Origin of the sequence: Archaeoglobus sp. (assembly GCF_017656475.1) — an archaeon.
Taxonomy (GTDB): Archaea; Halobacteriota; Archaeoglobi; order Archaeoglobales; family Archaeoglobaceae; genus Archaeoglobus.
This window is the reverse complement of the sequence record NZ_JACDNT010000079.1, coordinates 1-2,660: the sequence shown is the minus strand read 5'-3', so window position 1 is coordinate 2,660 and position 2,660 is coordinate 1. Positions and strand designations below refer to the sequence as shown.

Genomic DNA, 2,660 nt, shown 5'->3' with positions numbered 1-2,660 from the left:
GGCAGTTCACACAAATACACGCTCGAATTCACTTTCCCGAACGCAGTCATCACCTCCCGCGAAAAGCCGACCGACGTAGCCAACCAGCTCCTGATTGAGAACGTTGAAATCTTGGCCCTCGATGACGGAACGAGCGCCGTAAAGGCGAAGCTGACCAACTCTATCGACGCCTACCCGCGGACTTGACACCCTTTCATCTTTTCCCATATATCATATATATTATAATAAAATATTAAGAATAAGGTGGTGGTGCTTATGGAGAAAAAGGTCACGATAAACGGACGCGAGTTCACCGCCCGCGAACCTGCGGGCTACGAGGTGGATAGGTTCATCGTTGAGTTCCTCGATGACAATATGCAGCCAATACGAGAAAAAATCCCTGAGGCGAACGTCGCGCTCATAAAGATGGTCTTTGGGCTGAGCGAAGAAGAGATAAAACAGCTCCCGAACAGCGTTTACCGTAAGCTCACGGAAGAGGCCGGGAATTTCATCGTCGGCATGAACGAGGATGAGCAAAAAAAGTAAAGCTCCTCGCTAAGCGAATCCTCACAGATAAGCCTTATTTCTTTTTAGCGAGCGAGAAAGAAGCGACGCTATTAAAGCGAAAGCTAATGCGGCTTAAGCTCGCCCAGTATTTCCACGTCTTACCCAGCGAACTTGAAAAAGTGCCGGATAATGAGCTGGAGGAATGGACGGTTTTAATCAGCGTGTTAAACGAGGTGGAAGGCGAGAGGTATGCCAGACAGTGAGATTTTAAAGATTATCGTTTCGGTAAAAGACCAGGCCACAGACGCGATTTCAAATATAACTAATAGCCTATCGGGGCTTCAAAAGGCGGCCCTCGTCGCCGGCTCTGCCCTCGGCGCACTCGCGGTTAAAAAATCAATAGACGCTTTCGCCAGCTTTGATGATGCTCTACAAAAAAGTATCGCTATTATGGGCGACGTTGATGAAGCGATGCGAGAAAAGCTTGCTAACACGGCGAGGGAAGTGGCGAAAGAGCTGGCTATCAGCCACGAGGAGGCCGCACGCTCATACTACTACCTCGCCTCAGCGGGCCTTTCGGCAGCAGAAGCCCTAAAGGCCATGCCGGAAGTGGCAAAATTAGCAAAGGCCGGCGCCCTCGATATGGCCGAGGCTACAGATATAGCGACGGACATAATGACTGCGTTCGGTCAGTCTGTTGAAGACCTCACCCACATCAATGACGTACTTATCGCGACTGTCACAAAGAGCAATACAAACCTGCAACAGCTCGGAGAGGCCATGAAATACCTCGCTCCCTCCGCTCACGCCGTCGGCTGGTCGCTCGAAGAGATGAGCGCTGCAGTAGGTCTTTTGTCTAACGCAGGCATAAAAGCGAGTCAGGCAGGTACCTATCTACGTCAGGTCATTGCTCAGCTCCTCGACCCGACCGACGAGGCGAAAGAAACGCTTGAAAAGCTCGGCCTTACAGTAGAGGATGTTAACCCCAAGACTAATTCGCTCGCAGACATTTTACAGAAACTAAAAGAAAGTGGGGCATCTGCATCCGATATTATGCAGATTTTCGGTGTTAGGGCCGGAACGGCAGTCCTCGCCCTTATGGACCAAGGAGTGCCGGCTCTTAGGCAGTTTACGGAAGAGGTAAAGAACGCGGGCGGTATCACAGACAAAGTAGCTAAAACACAGATGGAGAGCTTCAGGGAGCAAATGAACCGCATAAAATCAATTCTCACCGATATTGCAATAACAATCGGAGGAACTCTTGCCCCGAAACTTGAAGAATTTGCAGGTAAGTTATCGGAAGTACTACAAAATGAAGAAACGATGGAGAAAATGCAGGAACTTGCGGACGGTATTGGCGAAGCGATGGATGGTGTAATTACAGCACTCACTTTAGTACTTAATATACTATCAAAAATCCCTCCGGAAGGCTGGAAAATCATCGGAGTATTTACCGCTCTTACGGCGATGGCAGGGCCAATCCTCGGTGTGGTTAAAGTATTCAGCGGGTTGTGGAGTGTAATATCATCTGTCACAGGAGCATTAGGAGGTCTTTCAGGCATAGTATCGACAGTTGGAGGAGCGCTTGGAGGTCTCTCTGGGATAGCCTCGACAGTTGGAGGAGCACTTACCGCACTTGCAGGGGCGATTAGCCTTCCGGTCGTCGCGATTGGGGCGCTTATCGCTGCGATTGTGGCTCTTGTCTTCAACATCGGCGGGTTCAGAGATAAGGTTATCAGCGCGCTGAAATGGGTCGCGGAAAAACTCTATGATTTTGTTACTACGTGGATAGAGATGTGGACGAAAATCTACGAACTGCTCTATGAAGTACTGCAAAAAGTATGGGACATTATAACCTCAGCAGTGAGCAAGATTGTGAGCAAAATAAAAGAACTCGGACAGCAGGCTTGGGAGGGTATTAAGAGCGGGTTCTCCCGTATCGCTGAACCAGTTAAAGAAAAATTCAATGAAATTTTAGCCTTTATCGCAGGCTTACCCGGACAATTGAAGGCCAAGGCGATTGAACTGGGCTGGGCCATCGTCGATGGATTTAAGGCTGGGCTTTCAAGCCTGTTCACTGTTATTAAGGACTCCCTCACAAATCCGGTTGAAGAGGCCGTAAACACAATAAAGAGCTGGCTCGGTATCAGCTCGCCGTCGAAAGTTTTCGAGGA

At 49.2% G+C, this 2,660-nt stretch carries 4 protein-coding genes; all 4 read left to right on the top strand.

Annotation, left to right across the window (positions count from 1 at the left end; all coding sequences use genetic code 11):
• Positions 1–186, top strand: a 186-nt coding sequence (locus tag H0Z19_RS11795) for a hypothetical protein (protein WP_290726869.1), incomplete at its 5' end; no start/stop codon positions are given.
• Between the two features lie 69 nt (positions 187–255).
• Positions 256–525 carry a phage tail assembly protein gene (locus tag H0Z19_RS11790; protein WP_290726867.1) on the top strand — a complete coding sequence of 90 codons (270 nt, stop codon included), beginning with the start codon at positions 256–258 and terminating at the stop codon, positions 523–525.
• Positions 526–611: 86 nt separating this feature from the next.
• Positions 612–749, top strand: a complete 138-nt coding sequence (locus H0Z19_RS11785) for a hypothetical protein (RefSeq protein WP_290726865.1) — start codon at positions 612–614, stop codon at positions 747–749.
• The coding region (locus H0Z19_RS11780; protein ID WP_290726863.1) for a phage tail tape measure protein at positions 736–2,660 on the top strand (1,925 nt) is incomplete at its 3' end. The genes H0Z19_RS11785 and H0Z19_RS11780, both read left to right, overlap by 14 nt.

Coding starts and splice junctions, on each gene's coding strand:
- H0Z19_RS11785 (WP_290726865.1), top strand. CDS start 612: ATGCGGCTTAAGCTCGCCCAGTATTTCCACGTCTTACCCAGCGAACTT.
- H0Z19_RS11790 (WP_290726867.1), top strand. CDS start 256: ATGGAGAAAAAGGTCACGATAAACGGACGCGAGTTCACCGCCCGCGAA.